The organism is Xylanibacter brevis P6B11 (assembly GCF_000621825.1).
GTDB lineage: Bacteria > Bacteroidota > Bacteroidia > Bacteroidales > Bacteroidaceae > Prevotella > Prevotella brevis.
In genome coordinates, this window is sequence record NZ_JHXG01000003.1 from 380,244 (window position 1) to 402,225 (window position 21,982).

Genomic DNA, 21,982 nt, shown 5'->3' on the forward strand with positions numbered 1-21,982 from the left:
AATCAACGTGTGATGCTCAGCTCTTTGGCCCCTTCTTGATCTGTTTAAAGAGAATACTGATTTCCACAGCCAGCATGGTGGTGAACAAGATCAGGAACAGGAAGAACGTGATGATGACGCTCGACGACTGCAGGTCGCTCACCGCTGCCCACGTGGGAAGCATGTCTTGGATGGTCCAAGGCTGTCGGCCGAATTCGGCTACCAGCCATCCACATTCCGAACCGAGATAGCTGAGAGGCACCAGCATGATGGCAGCCCAGTAGTGCCACGCAGGCAACTTCGTGATGTCGCGTTTGGCAAATAGGAACTTTGGCCAATGATACAACGTGGCCAGCACTACTGCGAAGAACAGGATGAGCAGGCATCCCACGCCTACCATCACGCGGAAAGCCCAGAAGTTCACCAGCACCGGTGGCACCAGCTCCTCTTTGTTGCGCACATAGCCATAACCAAAGTATTTCATGTGTTCCTGTAGCGTGGCCAGGTGTGCGGCACCATCCTCGCCATTAGCCTTCGCCTTGCGATAGGCAGCCAGAGCGTTGATGGCCTTCTTGCCGCGTTCTATCTTCTCGTCGGCCGATGGCTCCACGCGCCCATCAGGCGTTGTATAGCCATTCAGAATGTCGTTGATGCCAGGCACAAAACCCTGAGGGTCGTTGGTGGCCATGATGGATAGGCCATAAGGCACCTCGATACCCTCAATCAGTTTAAGTCCTTGTTCGGTGCCTCCGTCGTAGAGTGCCTCCATGGCTGCCAGTTTCATGGGCTGCACCCTGGCTACATCCATGCCCGACTTATGCCCTGTGGCACCAGCCAGCAGGGCTGCCACCAGTCCTACTGCAGCTCCAATCTTCATACTCTCCACAGCCATCCTCTCGTGTTGCTTCTTCAACAGATACCAGCAGCACACACCAACGCAAAAGATGCCTCCGATGATCCATGCCGAAGTCACCGTGTGGCAGAACTTAGACACCGCAAAAGGCGAGAGAGCCACCTCGGAAAAAGACACCATCTCGTTGCGCATCGTGTCGGGGTTGAACTCGCAACCCTCGGGATACTGCATCCATGCGTTGGCCACCAGGATCCACCAGGCAGAGATGGTGGCTCCTAAGCCCGTGAGCCATGTCGAAGCAAGATGGAAACCAGCCGACACTTTCTTCCATCCAAAGAACATGACGGCCACAAACGTCGATTCCATGAAGAAAGCCACGATGCCTTCTATGGCCAGTGGCGCCCCGAAGATGTCGCCCACAAACCAGGAGTAGTTGCTCCAGTTTGTACCAAACTCAAACTCCAGGATGATGCCTGTGGCCACACCCATGGCAAAGTTGATGCCGAAGAGCTTCTGCCAGAACTGGGCCGTGTGCTTCCAGAACACGTCCTTCTTTCGGTAATAGATCGTCTCGGCAATGCCCATGATGATGGCCAGTCCCAGCGTCAACGGCACAAACAGCCAGTGGTAGATGGCCGTCAGTGCAAATTGTGCCCTCGACCAGTCGATCGTTCCAGCATCGATGTTTAACAGTAGATTCTCCATAGCGTTTATTTGTTTTTAGTTTTTATTGGCACGTTCAGTCAGCTCATTGGCCACGAAGCCTGCTTCGTTGCCATGCGCATTCTGCTTGAGGTAGTTGGGGAAAAAGAATGGTTTTAGGATAAAGAACATGATGAACAGTTTGATCAGGATGATAATCCATAGCGTCTTGCCCAGTGTCATATGCCGGAAACCGTCATAATAAAGGTCAAAGGCTCGATAGATAAAACTGTCCTTTTTCATAGGCATTCAATCCGATAGTCTGCGGGCAAAGATAGATAAAAAACATTAAACCGCCAAATAATTGATTCTTTTTTTATAATTTTGCAGTCCAAACGGGTTTACACCCTGTCTAGACGCTAAAAACCAGAGTTTCAATAAATAGTAAAATAACGAATGAAAACAAAACTTTTATTACTCCTTTCTGCTGCATTCTTTGCAGTAGTACCTACACAGGCAGGAGACATTACAAAGCATGTCAACCCCCTGATGGGTACAGAAACATTGTGGTCGCCACAGGACCTTGGCTACACCCGAACCGAAACCAAACGCGCTTGGGGCGCAGAGACCTTCCCAGGTGCTGCCATGCCAAACGCCATGGTTCAGGCGACACCCGTCACCATGTATCACTCAGGTTCCGGCTATCAGTATGAAGACCGTCAGATCTATGGCTTTGCCCACACCAGCAAAGGCCACTGGAACCTGCTGCATGTGCCCATTCTGCCCGTCACCACCGAAGGACAATTCCGCCCCGACAACTATTGCTCGTGGTTCAGTCATGAGCGCGAGTCGGCCGCGCCTGGCTATTACCAGGTATGGCTCGAGCGCTATCAGGTCAATGCCGAGCTGACCACCACGCTCCGTTGTGCCTACCACCGTTATACTTTCCGCGCCGGCGATGAGAAAATGCTGATGGTAGATATCACCCATTCCAATGCCCATCCGCGCAACTATCAGGTGCAGCAGGCTGCCAATAATGCTTTCTCCGGTTTTCAGGATGGTGAAGGTCGCGCCTATTTCTATGCTGTTACCAACTATGATATTCAGGATGTGAAGATGGTGTCAGAGCATCGCAACAGCGTGGGCATCGTCACCTTCAAGCAGTCACGTGCTGCCAAACCACTCGAGGTGCGCATCGGCTTCTCGTTTGTCAGCATCGAGAATGCGAAAGCCAATCTCGAAGCCGAGTTGTTGAAGGAGAATAAGTCATTTGCCGCAGTACGTCAGGATGCCGACCAGACCTGGGAGAAGCTCCTGGGGCATGTGCGTGTCAGCGGCGGTACCGCTCAGCAGCAGGACATGTTCTACTCTACGCTCTATCGCGCTTTCCTGTGGCCCAGCTTGCGTAGCGATGCCAACGGTGAGTATCGCGACGACCGCGGACAGGTAGTGCGCGGCGACTATGCTTATTATACCGACCCCTCGCTGTGGGATACCTATCGCAACAAGCTCATCCTGCTGGGCATGATCTCGCCCGAGGTGGTGGCAGACATCATCAAGTCGTGTGTTGACAGAGGAGAGAAGCACGGTGGCTATATGCCCACCTTCTTCCATGGCGATCATGCTTCTGCCTTTGTGGCTGGCTCTTGGTTGAGAGGCATTCACGATTTCGACCTGCGTCGTGCCTACCAACTGATGTTGAAGAACGCCACCGTCCCCGGACGTGGTGGCCGTCCCTACCTCGATGAGTATCTGGAGCGTGGTTGGATTTCAGAGAAGGATACCACCGATGTTCCTACAGAGGACGAGTACAAAGGCGCTGTCACCAAGACACAGGAATATGCCTACGACGACTATGCCACTGCCCTCGTGGCTCGTGTGCTGAAAGATAAGAAGAATGAAAAGATGCTGCTCCAGCATGCGCAGAACTATAAGAACCTGTTCGACCCCTCCACTGGCTTCTGGCGTGGCAAGGTGTTGCGTGATGGCGAAGGCCAGTGGATAGAAGACTTCCGTCCTAACTATCCCTATTATCAGTATATGTATCGTGAGGCAGATGCTTGGAACTCGCTGTTCTTTGCCCCCCACGATCCTGCAGGCATGATTGCCCTCTACCCATCGCATCAGGCTGTAGAACAAAAGCTCGACTCGCTTTTCTCTACACCTTGTGGAGGCTACGAGGCGTGGAACCTCACCGGCTATCTGGGCACCTATTGTCATGGCAACCAGCCTGGTCACGGCATTCCCTATACCTACTATTTCATTGACCGTCAGGAGAAGGCGCAGCGCATTCTGAACACGCTGATGAATAACTACTATGGCATGGGCGAGCATCATCTGGCCTATGCCGGTATGGACGATGCCGGCGAGATGTCGTCGTGGTATGCTCTCAATGCCATGGGCATCTATACCTATTCGCCTGCCGACCCGCAGTACATCGTCACTGTGCCCCTCTTCGACAAGGTGGAGTTCACGCTGGGAACCACGGGCAAGACCTTCGTCATCAAGAAAGAAGGTCAGGGCGAGAAGATCCGTCAGATCACGATCGGCGATAAATCCCTGAAAGGCTGGTTTGTGAATCATGCCGACCTGGCACAAGGCAAGACGCTGGTCATCAAGGTGGAATAAAATGTATGTAAAACTATTGGAAGAGAGGTCGTCATCCTGATATTCAGGGGGCGGCCTTTTTTTATCGTCGTATTCTTCCTTTTCACCTTATTATTATTTATATTGGTCGAAAAAGTAAAGATATATTTGGCGCATTCGTGAAAATCTATTATTTTTGCACGCAGTTAATTTAGAAAAGAAAAATAAGAAAAATGAAGAAAAGTTGGATTGTTATTGGCATAGCTGTTATCACAGTACTGATTGGTTTGGCTGTAGCCCTGTTTATTGGTTTGCAACAGCAGAAACAACAGGTGGCTGAGATGCAAGAGCTGGCTGAGTTGGATAAACAGGAAATGGAAAATGAGTATGAGCGCTTCACGCTGCAGTATAGCGAGATGATGACGCAGATCAACAACGACTCTATCATCGAACAACTGACGCAGGAACAGCTGCGCACCCAGCAACTGCTGGAAGAGCTGAAGAATGTGAAGGCCAGCGATGCTCGCGAGATAGCCCGACTGAAGAAAGAACTGGCCACGGTGCGTGAGGTGCTGCGCTCCTATATCCGCCAGGTGGACTCGCTGAATCAGGTCAACAAGAGCCTGATGGCTGAGAATAGCCAGATCCGTGGTCAGCTGGAGCAGACCAATCTGGAGAAACGCGACCTGCAACAAGAGAAGCAGAACCTGACTGAGAAGGTGGCCATCGCAGCCCAGCTTGACGCTACAGGCATCACCCTGACCCCACTGAACAAGCGCGGAAAGGCAGAGAAGAAGATTAAGAATGCCAAGACCCTGCAGGTCAGCTTCAATATAGCACGCAACGTGACGGCTTCTAATGGCAATCGCACCATCTATGTGCGTATGACCAAACCCAACGGACAGTCGTTCTCGGCCGGCACGTTTGCCTACGAGAACCGTCAGCTGGAGTATGCCATGAAGAAGGTCATCGAATACAATGGCGAGGAAACCAGCGTGCAGACCTTCTGGACGGTGGGCGAATTCCTCGAGGCCGGTGAATACCGTGTCAGCATCTTTGCCGATGGGCATATGATTGGATCTAGAACATTCAATTTCAAATAAACTAACTATGAAGAAACGTTTGGCTTTAGGGCTTTGCCTTCTGACGCTGGGAGCGGCAACCGCTGGTGCACAGCAGTTGTTGAGCCTGGACAGTTGTAGAGCAATGGCCCTGCGCAACAACAAGCAGATGAACGTGCAGCAGCTGAAGCAGGACGTCGCCGAGAACCTGCGTAAGTCTGCACGCACCAAGTATCTGCCACATGTAGCCGCCATAGGTACCTATCAGTACACCAGTCGCGAGGTGTCTTTGCTGAACGACGACCAGAAGAGTACCTTCCCTAAGTTGGGCACGGCTGCTGGTCAGCGGATGGAACAAGTGGTGCCTGGCGCATCGTCGGCCCCCGCCATTTCAACGTTGCTCGGCGTGCTCGATGCCACTGGTCAGCGCATTGTCGATGCGCTGGAGACCGACAGTCGCAACATCTTTGCCGGTTCGGTGATGCTCACACAGCCTGTGTTCATGGGCGGTAGCATCGTGGCCATGAACAAGATGGCGCGTATCAATCAGGATATGGCCGAACACACGCAGGATGCCACCCGCCAGTTGACACTCTATGAAACCGACAAGACCTATTGGCTCGTTGTCTCGCTGAGACACAAGCAGCGTCTGGCCGAGAGCTATCTCGAGGTGGTGAAGAAACTGGACGACGACGTGCAGAAGATGATCGCCGAGGGTGTGGCCACTCGCAGCGATGGTCTGAGCGTCAGTGTGAAGGTGAGCGAAGCCGAAATGAATCTTCAAAGAGTGAACGACGGACTTGTACTGGCCAAGATGTTGCTTTGCCAGCAGATAGGTCTGCCTTCAGACAGCAAAATCACTTTGGTCGATGAAAATGCCGACAGCCTGGCAGAGGTGACGCCAGCATTAGCTGCCGACGACGATGATGCCCGTGCAGCTGCCATGGAGAATCGTCCAGAACTGCGACTGCTGGAGAGTGCGGTTGATCTGTCGAGACAGTCCACCAACCTTTTGCGTGCCGGCAACCTGCCTCAGGTGCTGCTCACTGGTGGCTATGTTGTTTCCAATCCCAACCTGCTCAATGGCTTCGAGAAGAAGTTTGGAGGCATGTGGAATGTCGGTGTGATGGTGCGTGTGCCCATCTGGAACTGGGGCGACGTGAACTATAAGGTCAGAGCATCCAAGGGCGCTACTGCCATTGCCAACCTGGAACTGGAGGAGGCTCGCGAGAAAATAGAGCTGCAGGTCAATCAAACCAACTTCAAGGTTGACGAGGCCAACAAACGTCAGGCGATGGCTGAGGCCAGTATCAAGCGGGCCGAAGAGAACCTGCGTACAGCGGAAATCGGTTTCCGCGAAGGTGTGATTACTCCCACCACCGTGATGGAGGCACAGACCGCCTGGCTACAGGCCAAGTCGCAGAAGATAGATGCCGACATCGATGTGAAGATGGCGCAGGTAGATTTGCAGAAAGCCATGGGACAACTTAAATAGTTCACCGTTTCAGAGTTAAGAGTTCAAAGAAAAGAGTTTTAGTTTTATAATCATTTTGAATTATGTCAGTACAAGCATCAACGCAACATAAGAATATTTTGTATGCCATCCTGGGCTTCGCTTGCGTGGTCATACTAGTAGCACTCATAGGCTTCTTTGCCCTGGGCCGCGACCCCGAGCTGATTCAGGGTCAGGTGGAAGTGTCTGAATATCGTGTGTCGAGCAAGGTTCCCGGTCGTATCCTTGAGATACGTGTGAAAGAGGGCGACTTTGTGAAGGCCGGCGACACGCTGGCCATCCTCGATGCCCCCGAGGTGAACGCCAAGAGACAGCAGGCGCAGAGTGCCGAGGATGCAGCTTCGGCCATGGAACTGATGGCAAAGAATGGTGCCCGCAAAGAACAGGTGCAGGGTGCCTATCAGTTGCTGCAGCAGGCCAAGGCTGCCTACGAGATTGCCGAGAAGTCATACCACCGCGTTCAGCGTTTGTTCGACGAGGGCGTGGTCAGCGCTCAGAAGCGCGATGAGGCTCAGGCTATGTATAAAGCCTCTGAGGCTCAGATGAAAGCTGCGCAGAGTCAGTATGACATGGCGCAGAATGGTGCACGCCGTGAGGAGAAATTGGCTGCCCAGGCACAGGTGAACCGCGCCAAAGGTGCTGTGCAGGAGGTGAACTCATACATCAGCGAGACGGTGCAGATAGCCCAGATGGATGGTGAGGTGAGCAACATCTACCCAAAGATTGGCGAACTCGTTGGCACGGGCAGTCCCATCATGACCATCTCCATGATGAACGACATGTGGGGCACATTCAACGTGCGCGAGGATCAGTTGGGCTCTTTGGCCATCGGCACTGAGTTTGAAGCCTTTGTGCCTGCCTTCAATAAGAATGTCAAGATGAAGGTGTACTACCTGAAGGATCAGGGCTCTTATGCCGTGTGGAAAGCCACGAAGGCCAATGGCCAGTATGACCTGAAAACATTCGAGGTAAAGGCACGTCCGGTCGAGAAGATGGAAGGACTCCGTCCGGGAATGTCGTTGATTATCAAGTAAATGAAGTATCTATTGCGAATTTTCCATTTGATGATGCGCGAACTGGCGATTCTCAGACGGAATCACCTCTACGCCTTCTGCATGGTGGTCTTTCCTATCCTGGTGACGGTGTTCTTCACCTCGATGCTGAACGAAGGATTGCCCACCGAGATGCCTCTGGGTGTTGTTGACCTGGACAACACCTCGATGACGCGTTCGCTGACCCATCGCTTGGATGCTTTCCAGATGTCGCATGTCGTGGCGCGCTACCCCAGTGTGGCGGAGGCACGGCGCGCCATTCAGCGCAACGAGATCTATGGCTTCATGTATCTGCCGAAGGGAACCACCGACGAGCTGCTGGCCAATCGTCAGCCTAAGATTTCCTTCTACTACACATACACCACGATGGCGGCAGGTGCCTTGGTGATGAAGGACATGAAGACCGTCTCAACGCTCGGGTCGGCAGCCTTGGGACAGGCCACGATGCGGGCCAAGGGCATGACCGACGAACAGATACAGACGTTGCTGCAGCCCATCCGTGTGGACCTGCACCAGATTGCCAATCCGTGGACCAGCTATAACATCTACCTCACAACGATGATGGTGCCGGGCATCATCATGTTGTTCATTTTCCTGATCTCAGCCTATTCGCTGGGCACAGAGATTAAGTTCGACACCGGAAAGCAGCTGATGGAGATGGCTGGCAACAACATCCTTGTGGCCATCGTCGGCAAGTTCCTGGTGCAGACACTCATCTTCCTGGCCATCATCTTTGCATACGAGTACTACGTGTTTATCGTGCTGGGCTTCCCGCATCTGGGCAGTCCGTGGATGCTGGTGTTGCTGGGCCTCATTCAGGTGCTTTCGGCCCAGGGCTTTGGCATCTTCGCTTTCGGTCTGATGCCCTCGCTGCGCATGTCGCTCAGTATCTGTTCGCTGTGGGCCGTGCTCAGCATCTCGATGGTTGGTTCGGCCTATCCCGTGATGGGCATGGATAGTGCGCTGCAATCGCTGTCGTGGCTCTTTCCGTTGCGCCATTATTTCATGATTTATCAGATATGTATCTTCAATGGTTTCCCGCTCATTGATGCGTGGTTCCATTTTGCAGCCTTGGTAGCCTTCTTGTTGTTGCCTTGGTTTGTGTTGAAGAAAATAAAGAACGCAATGCTTACCTATGTCTATATTCCGTAATCTGAACGAAGGACTTCACGACATCTGTTTCATCTGGTGGCGAGAGATGAAACTGATGGTCAGAGACGAGGGTGTGATCATCTTCTTCTTGGTGGTGCCCATTGTCTATCCGCTGCTTTATTCGTGGATATACAATAACGAGACGGTGCACGAGGTGCCGGTGGCGGTGGTCGATGACTCGCATTCGTCGTTGTCTCGACAGTTCATCCGCATGTGCGATGCCTCGGCCGACGTCAGGGTGGCATACTATGCTCAGGATATGGATGAGGCCCAGTCGCTGGTCAGTCGCCAGTTGGTGAAGGGCGTGTACCATATTCCCAGTGATTTCGATTTGAACATCAACCGCATGCAGCAAGCCACCGTCAGCGTGTATTGCGACATGGCGCTGATGCTGACCTATAAGGCCATCTTCCAGACGGCCCAGCTCGTGACCATGCAGATGGGCACAGAGATCAAGACCAAGTTGGCCGGTCGCTACACCAAGCAGGAGGAGCTGATAGCCTCGAAGCCGTTGGCGTTCGACGAGGTGCCTATCTTCAACCCCTCGGGTGGTTATGGTTCGTCTATCTTGCCAGGTGTGCTGATGCTCATACTGCAGCAGACCTTGGTGTTGGGCATCGGCCTGGCAGCAGGTACGGCGCGCGAGCAAAACCGCTACGGGCAGCTGGTGCCCATGAGTAAGCACTATCATGGCGTGTCGCGCATTGTGGCTGGCAAGGCCTTGGCCTACTTCATGGTCTATGCCGTGATGGGCGCTTGGCTGCTGTTGGCCGTTCCCCGTCTGTTCCACTTCCCGCAGTTGGCCCAGTGGACTTCGTTGTTGGCCGTGGCCCTCCCTTACGTGCTGGCTTGCATCTTCTTTGGTATGACGGTGTCGTGCTTGGTACGCTATCGCGAGAATGTGATGCTGCTCATGGTCTTTGTGTCCGTGCCACTGCTGTTTATGACGGGTCTCAGTTGGCCACAGTCCAACATTCCCGGCGTCTGGCAGGGCATCTCGTGGCTGTTCCCCTCGACCTTTGGCGTCCGTGCCTATGTGCGTCTCAACTCCATGGGGGCCTCGCTCGCCGATGTGCTGTTTGAGTATCGCATCCTGTGGATTCAGGCCGGCGCCTATTTCCTGTTGGCCTATCTCGTTTATTCGTTCCAGATCAACCAGGCGCATAAACGTATCAAGCAGGAGTATCAGGAAATGAAAGAGCGCGTGGAGCAGCGCAAGAAGCATACCCAAGCATAGGTTTCCTTACGGCAAAGTGCCACTTTAGTTACGCTAAAGTGGCACTTTGCCTTAGTTAAAGCGGCACTTTCGTTGGCTTAAAGTGCCACTTTTGTGTTGCAATAGTGGCACTTTTGCTCCGCATCTAGCCCCTGGATAGCTTGCATCCAGCCCCTAGCGAGCACTCATCCAGCCCCTGGATTGACCGTGTCTAGGGGCTAGAACTGACCATTCCAGGGGCTGGACGCAGAGCAAAAGTGTAACTATAGCCTATCAAGACCTCTACTAATAGTTATCAAGAATCATCTTTCTGCGTTGCTTTTCGGCTGCTTTTCGGCGTCGTTGCTTTTTGAGCCACAACTCGTCAATGCCCCAGTAGATAAGTCCAAGAGGATTGAAGCCTTTCGGGTTGGCCTCCATCAGTTGCATATCTACCTTCGAAGGCTTCTGGAAGGCCGTGGCAGTCTTGTCGCGATGCTTTCCCCAGATGACGACCTCGTTGACCGAAAACAGACGGGGCAACAACTCGATCGTGTCGCCCTGCAGTTCGTCGCTGCGCATTCTGCGCTTCTCGAAGCTGGCGTGCATGAGCGTCAGTTCTTTGAAACTGCTCTTCAGCTGGAGGACTCCTTCCCACGTGCTGACAGTCTCTTGTCCGTCGTCGGTTGTAATCAGCACGTTGCGAATGGGAACGCCCGTTTCCATGTTGATGACGATGAATCGTCGTGGCAGCGTGTCGGTGCTCACCGTGTCTTGTATGCAACAAGTCCCGTTGATGCAGGGCAGTAGTGATACCATCAAAACAAATAGTCTAGTCATGGTTCGTGATTGTTAGTAATCATTCACGTCGCAAAGATAAATGATTTTGCCACACGATGGTGATAATTTATGCGAAACTCTGTTATAGATATACAATTTAAGATTTTATTTATTTAAATTTACCAAAACGAAAATAATTGCGGCTTTTTCTTGGTCGTTCCATTCCGGATGATTAATTTTGCAGACGATTTGGAAATAAAAACCTAAAACTAAATGGTAAGAACATGCAAAGCAAGATGAAAAGAATGGTACTCCTGATGCTGGTCTTCGGGGGGATGATGAACACCACTATGGCCGAAGACTGGATGGCACAGCTTGACGATAACACCTATTGGACACAGGTGAGCATTCCCGGCACCCACGATAGTGCCACGGGCGATGGTTGGCCTGGACTGACGAGTTTAGTGGGGGCTGCGATGGCCCAAACGCAAGACCTCTCCATCGAACAACAACTGGCATGCGGCGTGAGGGCTTTTGATCTCCGTCCTTGTGTGTCGGGCAATGAATTGGTGATTAACCACGGCATCCTAGCAACCAACGCAAAGTTTGCCAACACGATGAGACAACTCTGCCAGTTCGTCAGCAGTCATCCGTCTGAGTTTGTGGTGGTGGTGATGCGCCATGAGACCGATGGCGACAGCAACAGCGACAAATGGGCTGACATGATAAGTGACTGTCTGAATAGCGATGACATACTGCCGCAGCTGGCCACCTACAGGCGCGACTTGACGGTGGGCGAACTGCGCGGCAAGGTGCTCGTCTTCTCGCGCGATAGCTATGGCAGTCAGCCTGTGGGGGCTTTTGTCACAGGGTGGGGACATCAGACCGACTATGTCACTGCCAGCATCAGGGGCACGGGCCGAAACATCGGAACGCTCTACGTGCAGGACTTCTACGAGGTGTTGGACAATATGACGGCCAAGCTCAATGGTATTGAAAAGCTCCTTAACTTCTCTACAAAGAATAATGTGGAACAGGGCACCCGTCATCTGGTGGTGTGCATCAACCATACGTCTGGCTATACACAGTCGGCCTCGACCAATGGCAACAAGGATAATGCAGCAAAGTGCAATCAGAAGGTGATAGACTATCTGGCTGTGGACACGCAGGCAGGACCAACTGGCATTGTGATGATGGACTTTGCCGGAAAGGATAGGTCTGGTTCTTACGACGTGAAGGGACTGGAACTGGTCAACACCATTATTAATAATAATCAGCGCTACACACCCGCGAAAAAGGCAGACCATTCGGGCATCAGACAACCAGATGTGGATACGGAAAAATCATCGCCTGTCTATGACCTTTTAGGTAGAAAGGTGCAAGGTCTGCGGCAGGGCACGATTGTCGTTGACAGACAGAAAATAATCAAGAGGTCACGCCAGATGTAACTGACGTGACCTCTTCTTTTCGTTTATAGCGAACTATTAACCGTTACCATGGAAGGGGGCTAATAGCTATTCTAGACTATTTCAGAATCACCTTTTTACCATCGATGATGTACAGACCTTTGGTTGGCTGAGTCACACGCTGACCTGCAAGGTTGAAAGCCACCTTAGAAGCTTTTGCCGAACCTTTAATCGTATTAATACCTGTTGAAGTCTTTTTGATGAGTATGATATCGGTGAAGTTGAATGGTTCGCCGCCCTCTTTGTTGCACTGAATCATGAGTCGGTCTGTATTGCTCAGTCTTTCTTCCATATTAATATTATCAAGGCTAAGCTCTGCATAGTCGTTGGTCATGGTCATCGTGCTCTGATCACCTAGTTTACCTCCATCTTCCCAATTAATCAGAACATTGATGATGTAATCGGTTCGACCAGCTTCTGAACAGAAACGGATGGCTGAGACTTCGCTCCAGTCAACACCTGCGAAGCTGTTCTTGGTAATCTCCAATGTACTCCAGTTATCCATCCAGAAATAGCCAGTCCATACGATGTTCTCGTCTATATTTTGCTTGCCGTCACCATACCATACCTTGGTCGCGGTGAATTTTGAACCGCAAATCTCTAGGCCATGCTCTTTTAAGGATGTACACATTGCTTGGGTGACGAACACATCTATATTGCGATTTTCGGGATAAATAAAATGGGCGTAGCGTGTGCCAGGCAACATTCCGCCATTGCTGTGCAGCTCGATAGCTTCGCCTTCCGCATCTTTGAATTCAACAACTAGCTTGTCGCCAACCTTTATATCTGCAAACTTAGCAGTATCAATTTGAATGGTGTTAGTCCCCGATACGGGCTGTTCACCAGTCCATACGTCTGTAGCAGAAGCAATTACAGTGGATGCCATCAAACACATAAGTAAAAATAATTTTTTCATAAGCGTTGTTTTGTTAGAGTTAATAATAAATTAATAAATTGTTTTGTACTTGTAAAAGTATGTAATTCCGAGAGTAAAGATTATAAAAATTGATACATTAAGTGATAAAAACAGTTCGGTGTATCAAATGTTATAGTAAAGTAACATATTTCTTATGCTTATACCTGTCATTGTAACCGAGGCCGTGCCAGTTTTATCTATCACGGCCTCGGATGGGTTGGATAGTCTATAAAGGTGACGAATTATTAACCCTTCATACCAACAATCTTGGTTTTTGGCAACTCTTTGTTGCGGCGGTTCACCACCGTCACTACAGCCTGGGCCAGGTTGATAAAGGCCTGTCCGGTGATGGTGTCAACCTTGGTGGCAGCGGGTGCACCCTGATCACCACTCTCGCAGATGCTCTGCACCAGTGGTATCTGTGCCAAGAGGGGCACGTTCATTTCTTGAGCCAACTGCTTGCAGCCCTCCTTGCCAAAGATGTAGTACTTGTTCTCTGGCAGTTCGGCAGGCGTAAACCACGCCATATTTTCAATGAGTCCCAGGATGGGCACGTTCACTTTCTCGTTGCGATACATGTCGATGCCCTTGCGCGCATCGGCCAGTGCCACCTGTTGTGGTGTTGACACGATGACGGCACCCGTGATGGCCAGCGTCTGAAGCAGAGTCAGGTGGATGTCGCTGGTGCCAGGAGGGGTATCGAGGATGAAATAGTCTAACTCGCCCCAGTCAGCATCGGCTATGAGCTGCTTCAGCGCACTGGTTGCCATACCGCCACGCCACAGGGTGGCTGTGTCGGGGTTGACAAAGAAACCAATGCTGAGCAGTTTGACACCATATTGCTCTACGGGCACGATGAGCTGTCGGCCGTCTTTCTCTGTGGCATAGGGACGGGCATCCTCTACGTTGAACATCTTGGGCATTGAAGGACCAAAGATGTCGGTATCGAGCAGACCGACCTTATAACCCAGGCGAGCCAGGGCAATGGCCAGATTGGCAGAGACGGTCGATTTGCCGACGCCGCCCTTGCCAGAGCTCACGGCAATGATGTTCTTTACCTGGGGCAGTAGCTTCTCTACTTCTGGACGGGGCTTTGACTTGAACTCCGTCTCGATCACCACCTCGATGTCTTGTCCACAGTGATATTTGATGGCAGCCTCGGCAGCCTTGACGGTTGACTTCAGGAAAGGGTCGGTGTCGCGAGGGAACACCAGAACCACGGTGACCTTCCAGTTGTTGCCCTCCACGGCAGGGTCGAGGGGAACAACGGTTGGCGTGTCGGCCACCATTTCACTTTCTACCAGATTTTTCTTCGTGCCCGCATAGGTTACCGTAGCGAGCGCATCCATAATCAGTTTTGGATATAATGTCATATGTGTGTTTTGTTATTTAAGTGTTATTCCTGATCCAATAAAATTGGCATCTTTTTCCATGATTTATCTTCGGTGTAATTGTCCAAGCAACCTCTGGGTACTGTTATCTTGCAGGCATTCAGAGTGACACCCTTGAAGGTGCTGTGCGAGATAGAGGGGGGCAGGGGACAGCGCATGGCCAACTCGCGCAGAGACACGCATTTGGCAAAGGCATTGCCGCCAATCTTCTTCATCGCTGCAGGCAACTCTAGTCGGGTCAGCGAACTGCACTCGCGAAAGGCTGCGGTGCCGATGGTGGCGCACGCCGCAGGCACGATGACGGTGCGTAGCGAGGCGCAGCGCTCAAAGGCATTGTCGCCAATGCTGGTGATAGAGATGGGCAGGTTGATGCTGCTCAGCGATGTGCAGTCCTGGAAGGCGTTGTCCTGGATGCTTTTCACGGAGATGGGCAGACGGACCACGCGCAGCGACCTGCAAGCGCGGAAAGCGTCGCTCTCTATCTTGTCTATGAATCCCTGGATGAACACGCTGTCCAGCGAGACGCAGTTCTCGAAGACGTCGCTTCCCATCTGCTTCACCATGCTGGGAATGTGTATCCAGTGCAGACTGGCGCAATTCTCGAAAGCATGATCCTGTATGCGTGTGAGTGCCTCTGGCAACTTGATCTCTTGCAATGACTTGCAGTCGTAGAACGCTCGCTCGCCGATGACCTTGATGGTGGTCGGGATCGATAGTTCTGCCAAGCTGCTGCACCCCGAGAAAGTCTCCTCTCCCAGGTTCTTGATAAAGCCGTCTATTTGGACCGAAGCCAGACTGCTGCAGTTCTGGAAAGCGCTGCTGCCGATGCGATGAGCATTCTCGAAGCTGATGCTCGTCAGTGCGATGCACCCCTTGAAGGCCTCGCTGCCCACAATGGTGGCTGTGGCCATCTCTACCTGTGCCAGACTGGTGCAGCCTTCAAAGGCATTGTTGCTAATCTGGGAGATGGCATCGGGCATCTGCACCTGTTCCAAGGCCGCACACCCCTTGAAGGCATTGTTGCCAATCAGGGTGACGGATGTAGGAATCTCAACTTGCTGCAGCGCCACGCAACCAGAGAAGGCATTGTCGGCAAGACGGTTGATGTCGGCTTTGATATGGGCCTGTTGCAGGTGAACGCAGTTATTGAAAGCATAGGCGTCCATCTTCGTGACATTGGCGGGGATTTCTATTTCGGTGAACAACAGACAACCATCAAAAGCATGGTTTTTGATGGTGGTCAGACTTTGAGGCAGTGTGACGGCTCTCAAAGCAGAACAGTTATTGAAGGCATACTCGCCAATGACCTCGGTGCCTTCGGGGATGATGACCTCTTCCAGGTTCACACAGCCACTGAAGCAGCTGCGACTCACCTCGCTAGTGGTATTGGGGAGGATAATTTTCTGAAGTGATTTGCAGTTCAGGAACATGGCGGCAGGCAGTGTGCCCGCTTTCATTCGAAAACTGCTTTTGCCACCAGTGAGGGTGGCTTCTGATAGGTCAAGCACTCTGAGCATGCGGTCAGAGCCTTTCTTGATGCGGTTTCGGTTGGCAATCAGCTGAATAATCTTCATGTCATTGCCGTTCAGCGGACCGCTGATGGCCAGTTCTTCTACGGAATTGCGACTGCTATCGGGCAGCAGCTGTGCCAACTGGCCTTCGGCATCGGTGGTGATGGTCAGCTGTTGGGCGGTAGTCCATAGTGAGGTCAGTAGTAGTAGGATGGTAGTAAGGATTTTCTTCATAAGGCAAAGTATTCATTTGGCAGTATCAAGCGAGCTCCTTTTCGAGCGGTGATAGCTGCGGTAGTCGTCAAGTGGTATCTCTACATCGGGCTCTGCGAGGAGTCCGTCGTGCGGCAACTGGAACTTGACGTAACGGATGTTGAGGCCGCGAGCCAGCCACATGCTCTCGTAGTAGGTCTGGATGGAGAGCAGCTCCTTGTCGTCAATCTGGTCGTCGTGGTAGAGGTCTTCTGTCTTCACAATCACGGGCAACTGGTTCTTGTCGATCATATAGCCCGTATAGGTGAAGAGGAAGTTGGAGTCGGTCTTCAGGTGAATGATGCCCTTGTCAATCAGGAAACGGCGATAGCGCTCCATGAAGTAGGTGGAGGTGAGTCGCTTGCGCGGATTCTTCATCTGTGGATCGCTGAAGGTGAGCCAGATCTCCTGTACCTCGTCGGGGGCAAAGAAACGGTCGATGATCTCAATGTTGGTGCGCAGGAAAGCCACGTTCTTCTGACCTTCCTTCAGGGCGCGGGTGGCACCGGTCCACATGCGTGCACCTTTGATGTCAACACCAATAAAGTTCTTCTTGGGATATAGCTTTGCTAACTCTACGGCGTACTCGCCCTTTCCACAACCCAGTTCCAGAACAATGGGGTTGTCGTTGTGGAAATAGTCTTCACGCCAGCGACCTCGCATCTCAAACGGGACTTCGTCCACTACCGAATAGGGGTATTGAAACACATTCTCGTAGGTCTCCATGTCGGCAAACTTTGCCAGTTTTCCTTTGCTCATCTTTTTTATTTTGGAGCAAAGGTACGAATAATTTTCCGATATTACAAATAAATAGGATGGAAATGATAGTTCATACTCAGCGCTGATACAGAAGGAAAGAGGGTTGCTGATATGAATAATTACGTTAGATGTGTAGTAGATTTCTGGCTATAAACCATGCGGGTGCCAGAATACATAAGGCGTAGAGAATCCATTTGCTGGTCAGTATGTTGCGCCATCTCTGTTGGCTTTTGCCAGTCAGCAGCAGCTCTTCAATAGCGAAGAGAACAATGTAGGGCAGGATGATGATGAGTAGATAGTTGTAGTGGATGGCTTCTGAGAAATGACCATGCATCAGCGCATGAAGGAAACGCTGCATGCCGCATCCAGGACAGTTCAGCCCCGTTAGCTCATGAAAAGAACATTTGGGAACGAGAATGACCTCCGTGGGGTTAAAAAGGAATAGCAGCAACAGCACGAATGCTGAGGCTGCTATTCCTGATGTGATAAATACTTTTTTGCCTATGGACTTCATTACATGTTCATCAAGGCCATAATCTGAGCTACTCCAAAGATGCTGAAGTAAATAATCTCAATGATAAGAGATGCAATAATCCAGACGGTGCTGATGATGTTCAGTGTCTTGGCTGTCTGAGAGGCATTCATTGCCGCAGGTAAGGCCGATTCGCCGATGCTGTTATTCCTCGCTACTTCGTTAGATTTCACGACGGCGATAATTGACAGTATTAGTGGGACGATTCCCGGACATCCACAACAGATGATGGATAAGATGAGGTTCACGATAGACCAAGTCTTATAGTCCTTGGGCTGCTGTGGAAAGGCATTTCCATTAAAGTTGTCCATAAGTTATAGGTATTTTAGGTTGATAAAAATGCTGTTTAGTCAATGACAACTGTGGTCCATCCGTGCTTGTCCTCGATGGTGCCATACTGGATGCCACGCAGTGTGTCATAGAGCTTCTTAGACTGAGGACCGGGGTTGGGTCCGAAGTCATAGCGCTTGCCAGTCTCCAGGTCGTCAATATACGAGATGGGGCTGATCACAGCAGCAGTGCCGCAAGCACCGGCTTCCTCGAAGGTTGACAGCTCTTCCTCTGGAATAGGACGGCGCTCTACCTTCATGCCCAGGTCTTCTGCCACCTGCATCAGCGAGCGGTTGGTGATAGAGGGCAGGATAGAGGTTGACTTTGGTGTGATATAGGTGTTGTCCTTGATGCCGAAGAAGTTGGCAGCACCACACTCGTCGATGTATTTCTTCTCCTTAGCATCTAGGTAGAACTCGCAGGCGTAGCCCTTCTCGTGAGCCAGGTTGTTGGCAAACAGCGATGCGGCATAGTTACCACCCACCTTATACTTACCTGTGCCGAGAGGTGCACTGCGGTCGTAATCGCGCACGATGACGTAGGGGTTGCTAGAGAAACCGCCCTTGAAGTAGGGACCTACGGGCGTTACGAAGATTAAGAAAAGGTATTCTTTGGCGGGGTGTACACCAACCTGTGCGCTGGTACCAATCAGCAGTGGGCGCAGGTAGAGGGTAGCACCGCTCTCGTAGGTGGGAATCCATTCCTGATTCAGGCGAACCACTTTCTCTGCCATCTCGATAAACAATTCGGTGGGAACCTCGGGCATCATGATGCCGCGGCAGGTTGACTGCAGGCGTTCTGCGTTGTCTTTCACGCGGAACAGGCGTACCTTTCCGTCAGGACAGCGGTAGGCTTTCAGACCTTCGAATGCTTCCTGACCGTAGTGCAGACAGGTGGCTGCCATATGAAGTTTCAGATACTCGTCTGACGATACTTCTATTTCTCCCCATTTTCCGTTGCGATAGTAGCAGCGTACGTTGTAGTCCGTTGGCATATAGCCGAACGATAGATTCTTCCAATCCAGTTCTTTCATAATCTTTTTGTGATCATTAAATCCGTTTAGAAATGTTTAAAAAGTGATGCAAAGTTATACAAAAATTCTGTTTTCAGCAAGTATTTCTAACTTTTTTCCAGTATTTTTTTAATTTCGCTATCAGTCTTGTTAAGTTTCTCTTTGCACTGCTTGATAATCTCCAGTGCGGATTTCAACTGTTCGGACAGCTCGTCGATGCCAAATTCGTTGTTCTCCATCTTGCGAACGATGGTTTCCAGTTGCTGTAATGATTCTTCGTAGTTCATTTGACGATAGATATGATGGTGCCCTTTTCAAGGCGGGTTTCTATTTCTTCGTTGGGTTTCACCTGTGACGGGTCGCGCAGAAGCTTGCCGTTATGGAGCGTGATGCTATAGCCTCGTTTCAGCAAGAGGGTCGGGTCGAGCGCCTGTGCTCTCTGTTCCAGAAGGTTTAGTCGGTGTCCTTCTTTTTCAAGCGTCCTCTGTAGGTGAGAGACGATGGCCTGCAGATGGCGGTCTAAGAGGGCCTCTTGGCGGGCTTTCACCAGCGAGAAGAGTGGGGGAATGTGTTCTGAAAGACGGGCCAGACGTAGCTGTTCGACCTCAATTCTGCTCTGTGCGTAGTGTGCGATGCGCTCTTCGCACGTCTCTATCTGGTGCTGGGTCTTCTCGATGTTGGAGATGAGAAGCTGTGCGGCAGCCGTGGGTGTCTTCACTCTGGTGTGGCTGACCATGTCTAGCACAGACTCGTCGCGGTCGTGTCCGATACCGGTAATGATGGGCAGCGGGAAGTTGGCCACGTTCTCTGCCAGGGCCAAGGTGTCGAATCCCGACAGGTCGGCAGTGGCTCCGCCACCGCGAATGATGACCACGCAGTCGAATGGTGAAGAGAATAGTTCGGTTAGCTGCTGGTAGATTCTGTTCAAAGCCATAATGATGCTTTGCTCTACCTGTTCACCCTGCATGATAGCGGGGAAGAGTTGGGTGTGGAAGTCGAAAGGCGTGTCGGCCAGTTGGTTGACAAAGTCACCATAGCCTGCGGCCGTCTCGCTGGAGATGACGGCAATGTTGAGGGCAAAAGCAGAGAGCGCCAGCTCCTTTTGCAGGTCGAAGACACCTTCTTCCTTCAGTTGCTTGATGATCTCCTGGCGGCGGCGCGCCATGTCGCCCATGGTGTAGGTGGGGTCGATGTCGGTGACAATCCACGAGAATCCGAAGGCTTCGTGAAATTGCGGATAGACCTTGAGACGCACTTTCAGGCCTGCATGCAGGGGTTGTCCGGTGATGCGCTCGAAGTGTGGTTGCAGCATGGCCCATGTGTTCTTCCAGCACTTGGCCGAGGCGCGTGCCACAGGCGTGTTGGAGAACTCGTCTTTTTGGATGAGCTCCATGTAGCAGTGTCCTCTGCTCTCGCGGCATTCCGACAGTTCTGCATCCACCCAGTAGTCCTGATCCATCGAGCCTTCGATGGTCTGTCGTACCAAACTGTTGAGCTCGTAGAGCGTGAAAGTGGTCATAGTCCTAATTGATAAGCGGTCCAGAAGTTGGGAATACCATAGCCATAGACGTTGGTTGGCTCTTTGTGATGGTCACCACTGCGGCGCACCAGGTCGATGATCTCGTAGGCATTCTTGTGGGGAAGTGCCTGCCAGAGACAGGCAACGAGGCCGGCGACGATGGGTGTTGAGAACGATGTGCCCATGTCGTTTATCAGTGTGCCGCGGCCAGAGATCAGGGCCGTGGGGGCTCCGATGGCGACTACATCTGGTTTGATGCGCCCGTCTTGCGTGGGACCCAGGCTGGAGAAAGCGGCAATGATCAGCTTCTGGTCGATGGCGCCAACGGTCAGTATATCGGTGGCATCGGCGGGAACGCTGATCTTCTTCCACGGTCCCATGCCCGAGTTGCCGGCAGAATTGCAGAGCACGATGCCCTTCTGGGCCAGCATGGAGGCCGTTCGAGATATGAAAGCCGTCTTGCCGTCGAGGTCTTGCAGGCGGTAGTTGCCACGGTCGTTGTCAAACTTATAATAGCCCAAGCTGGAGTTGATGATATCCACGCCAACGGAATCGGCAAATTCGGCTGCCATCGTCCAAAGGTCTTCCTCTACGGGCTGTTCGGTGTTGTAGTCTTCGCAGCGCAACAACCAATAATTGGCATCGGGCGCAGTGCCCATGCATACCTCGGGTGCTTTGGCGGCAAGTGCCGAGAACACCTTGGTGCCGTGGTCAATGCTGTTGAAACACGTCTCTTTGTCGTTGTAGAAACGATGGTCGAGGGCCGTGACTACAAAGTCGTGTGTGCCCACGATGCGGCTCTCTCTGAGGGCAGGGATGCGGTCGTAGTTCTGAAAACCACCATCGAGAATGGCAATGGTGACCCCCTTTCCGGTGAAACCTTGCTCGTGGAGCCAGTGGCCGGCCAGTGTCTCAATCTGTGGTCTGGACATGCCGTAGGGGTCGTTATGGATAGAGTCCCAGCGGTTGAACGTCTCATGAACATTCCAGCGGATGTCGGCTGGGCGCTCGATAGAGTCGGGCGAGATATACACACAGCGGCTTGCCTTGACGATGGGGAGCGTGCCGAGACGACAGAGCTCGGTGGTGTCTTTCGAGCTGACCAGCACGGCGTTCTGCCACTTGCTGGTGCCCAGCACGGTGGTTCCCTTTGATGAAAACATGCGGATGTAGCTCTGAGGGATGGGCAGGTCGGTGGAGTCGATGGCGATGCCCTGCTTGCGACGGCGGTTCAGACTCTTTCTAGAAAGAAATTTGCCAGCTTCCTTCAGCGAATGATGCGTCGTCTTCTTGTCGGTAAGTGTGTATCTGTAGATATAGACTTTACTGCCAGGATATTTTATTTTTCCGGCATGGACAGTCAGGCCGGCAAGCAGTAAAGTCATGAAGAGAATGAGACGTTTCATGAATGATTATTATTTAAATGATTACAAAAGTATGAATAAAAAATGAAATAGCCAAACTTTTGGCATGAAAGACGT

The 21,982-nt window shown here is 51.8% G+C and carries 20 protein-coding genes; 7 read left to right on the plus strand and 13 right to left on the minus strand.

The window, feature by feature from the left end; genetic code table 11:
- Positions 1–16: 16 nt before the first annotated feature.
- Together T496_RS0101550 and T496_RS0101555 are read right to left on the minus strand one after the other, a co-directional pair.
- Complete coding sequence (locus T496_RS0101550) at positions 17–1,537, minus strand: cytochrome ubiquinol oxidase subunit I (protein WP_027449187.1); 1,521 nt, start codon at positions 1,535–1,537, stop codon at positions 17–19.
- A 15-nt stretch (positions 1,538–1,552) separates the two neighbouring features.
- Entirely contained in the window at positions 1,553–1,777 is a 225-nt protein-coding gene (locus T496_RS0101555) for a DUF4492 domain-containing protein (protein WP_027449188.1), read from the minus strand.
- A 153-nt stretch (positions 1,778–1,930) separates the two neighbouring features.
- On the opposite strand from T496_RS0101555, the gene T496_RS0101560 reads away from it, so the two are divergent.
- The 6 genes from T496_RS0101560 (at position 1,931) to T496_RS0101585 (ending at position 10,075) form a co-directional block, all read left to right on the plus strand.
- The gene (locus T496_RS0101560; RefSeq protein ID WP_027449189.1) at positions 1,931–4,102 is read left to right on the plus strand and encodes a GH92 family glycosyl hydrolase; all 2,172 of its coding nucleotides are present in this window, start codon (positions 1,931–1,933) and stop codon (positions 4,100–4,102) included.
- 191 nt (positions 4,103–4,293) lie between these two features.
- Positions 4,294–5,163, plus strand: a complete 870-nt coding sequence (locus T496_RS0101565; RefSeq protein WP_027449190.1) for a coiled-coil domain-containing protein — start codon at positions 4,294–4,296, stop codon at positions 5,161–5,163.
- A gap of 7 nt (positions 5,164–5,170) precedes the next feature.
- Complete coding sequence (locus tag T496_RS0101570) at positions 5,171–6,616, plus strand: TolC family protein (RefSeq protein ID WP_027449191.1); 1,446 nt, start codon at positions 5,171–5,173, stop codon at positions 6,614–6,616.
- 62 nt (positions 6,617–6,678) lie between these two features.
- On the plus strand, positions 6,679–7,668 hold the full coding sequence (locus T496_RS0101575) for an HlyD family secretion protein (protein WP_027449192.1): 990 nt from the start codon (positions 6,679–6,681) through the stop codon (positions 7,666–7,668).
- Positions 7,669–8,838: an ABC transporter permease gene (locus tag T496_RS0101580; protein WP_027449193.1), complete on the plus strand. Its 1,170-nt coding sequence runs from the start codon at positions 7,669–7,671 to the stop codon at positions 8,836–8,838. It begins immediately after the preceding gene.
- Positions 8,822–10,075, plus strand: coding sequence for an ABC transporter permease (locus T496_RS0101585; RefSeq protein WP_027449194.1), 1,254 nt, complete (start codon positions 8,822–8,824; stop codon positions 10,073–10,075). Before T496_RS0101580 ends, T496_RS0101585 begins: the two co-directional genes overlap by 17 nt.
- A gap of 264 nt (positions 10,076–10,339) precedes the next feature.
- Here the strand turns inward: T496_RS0101585 and T496_RS0101590 are convergent, their stop codons facing one another.
- On the minus strand, positions 10,340–10,873 hold the full coding sequence (locus T496_RS0101590; RefSeq protein WP_027449195.1) for a hypothetical protein: 534 nt from the start codon (positions 10,871–10,873) through the stop codon (positions 10,340–10,342).
- 236 nt (positions 10,874–11,109) lie between these two features.
- Between T496_RS0101590 and T496_RS13175 the strand changes: the two genes are divergently transcribed.
- On the plus strand, positions 11,110–12,261 hold the full coding sequence (locus T496_RS13175) for a phosphatidylinositol-specific phospholipase C domain-containing protein (RefSeq protein ID WP_155808573.1): 1,152 nt from the start codon (positions 11,110–11,112) through the stop codon (positions 12,259–12,261).
- A gap of 76 nt (positions 12,262–12,337) precedes the next feature.
- Here T496_RS13175 and T496_RS0101600 read toward each other — a convergent pair whose 3' ends face one another.
- The 10 genes from T496_RS0101600 to T496_RS0101650 form a co-directional block, all read right to left on the minus strand.
- Positions 12,338–13,165, minus strand: coding sequence for a hypothetical protein (locus tag T496_RS0101600; protein WP_027449196.1), 828 nt, complete (start codon positions 13,163–13,165; stop codon positions 12,338–12,340).
- Between the two features lie 275 nt (positions 13,166–13,440).
- On the minus strand, positions 13,441–14,568 hold the full coding sequence (locus tag T496_RS0101605; RefSeq protein WP_027449197.1) for an Mrp/NBP35 family ATP-binding protein: 1,128 nt from the start codon (positions 14,566–14,568) through the stop codon (positions 13,441–13,443).
- 23 nt (positions 14,569–14,591) lie between these two features.
- On the minus strand, positions 14,592–16,331 hold the full coding sequence (locus T496_RS0101610; RefSeq protein WP_027449198.1) for a leucine-rich repeat domain-containing protein: 1,740 nt from the start codon (positions 16,329–16,331) through the stop codon (positions 14,592–14,594).
- A gap of 12 nt (positions 16,332–16,343) precedes the next feature.
- Positions 16,344–17,108, minus strand: coding sequence for a tRNA (guanosine(46)-N7)-methyltransferase TrmB (trmB, locus tag T496_RS0101615; protein ID WP_027449199.1), 765 nt, complete (start codon positions 17,106–17,108; stop codon positions 16,344–16,346).
- 124 nt (positions 17,109–17,232) lie between these two features.
- Positions 17,233–17,622, minus strand: coding sequence for a DUF2752 domain-containing protein (locus tag T496_RS0101620; protein ID WP_044109014.1), 390 nt, complete (start codon positions 17,620–17,622; stop codon positions 17,233–17,235).
- Positions 17,622–17,951 (minus strand): CD225/dispanin family protein, encoded by a 330-nt coding sequence (locus tag T496_RS14615; RefSeq protein WP_081783500.1) that lies wholly within the window; start codon positions 17,949–17,951, stop codon positions 17,622–17,624. Before T496_RS14615 ends, T496_RS0101620 begins: the two co-directional genes overlap by 1 nt.
- Before the next feature lie 35 nt (positions 17,952–17,986).
- A complete protein-coding gene (locus tag T496_RS0101635; RefSeq protein WP_027449201.1) occupies positions 17,987–19,003 on the minus strand; it encodes a branched-chain amino acid aminotransferase in 1,017 nt (338 codons plus the stop codon).
- Between the two features lie 86 nt (positions 19,004–19,089).
- Positions 19,090–19,269, minus strand: a complete 180-nt coding sequence (gene xseB, locus T496_RS0101640) for an exodeoxyribonuclease VII small subunit (protein WP_044109015.1) — start codon at positions 19,267–19,269, stop codon at positions 19,090–19,092.
- Positions 19,266–20,501 carry an exodeoxyribonuclease VII large subunit gene (xseA, locus tag T496_RS0101645; RefSeq protein ID WP_027449203.1) on the minus strand — a complete coding sequence of 412 codons (1,236 nt, stop codon included), beginning with the start codon at positions 20,499–20,501 and terminating at the stop codon, positions 19,266–19,268. The genes xseB and xseA overlap by 4 nt, the downstream gene beginning before the upstream one ends.
- Entirely contained in the window at positions 20,498–21,907 is a 1,410-nt protein-coding gene (locus T496_RS0101650) for a S8 family serine peptidase (RefSeq protein ID WP_027449204.1), read from the minus strand. Before T496_RS0101650 ends, xseA begins: the two co-directional genes overlap by 4 nt.
- Positions 21,908–21,982 lie beyond the last annotated feature (75 nt).